The organism is Gluconobacter sp. P1D12_c, from assembly GCF_018812105.1.
GTDB lineage: Bacteria > Pseudomonadota > Alphaproteobacteria > Acetobacterales > Acetobacteraceae > Gluconobacter > Gluconobacter oxydans_A.
The window spans coordinates 1-666 of the sequence record NZ_JACSIQ010000126.1; the positions used below are offsets into that span (position 1 = coordinate 1).

Here is a 666-nt window from a genome sequence, read left to right on the forward strand (position 1 = left end):
TCTAAGAAGTGGAATATTAAAGAGACTATAGATGAGGCTACCCGGAGAAATCCGGATGCCTGTTTGCATGTTGAAAATCCAGGCAAGCCGGTTCTCGTTTTTGGTCAGGATTTAGAAGCTCTTGAGCGTGAGCATGAGCAGGCTTGCGATGGTGCTGTTGATGTTCAGAAGAATGGCAAGAGCAGGAAAATCAGAAGCACTCAAAATACTATGGCGTGCATTGTTCTGTCTTGGCCAGGTGAGATGGATGCCGATTGTAAGCGTTGGCAAGCTCGGTCGGTCAAGTGGTTGCAGGACACGTATGGGGACCAGTTGAAGACAGTCATCAGGCATGATGATGAGGCTTTTCCTCATCTTCATGCTTTCATCGTTCCTGATGATTTGAAGGCGATCAGCTTACATCCTGGGGATAGTGCAAAGCAGAAGGCCAAGGCGGATGGGKTATCTCCAAAGGAACAAAATGAAGCCTATAAGCAATCGTTTAGAGATTGGCAGGACAGTTATTGGGATAAGGTCGGGAAGCCTTCTGGCTTAACTCGTATTGGTCCAGGTCGTAGGCGTTTAACTCGGGACCAGTGGAACCAGGAGAAGCAACAAGCCAAGGCTTTAGCTATTGCTCTGGCTGATGGTCGTGCTGTTGCAAAGCGTGTTGATGCTGCAAAAGCT

General features: G+C 48.1%; 1 protein-coding gene. It reads left to right on the plus strand.

The window, feature by feature from the left end:
• A partial coding sequence (locus tag KP705_RS15910; protein WP_215764935.1) for a plasmid recombination protein occupies nucleotides 1–666 on the plus strand: 666 nt, incomplete at both ends.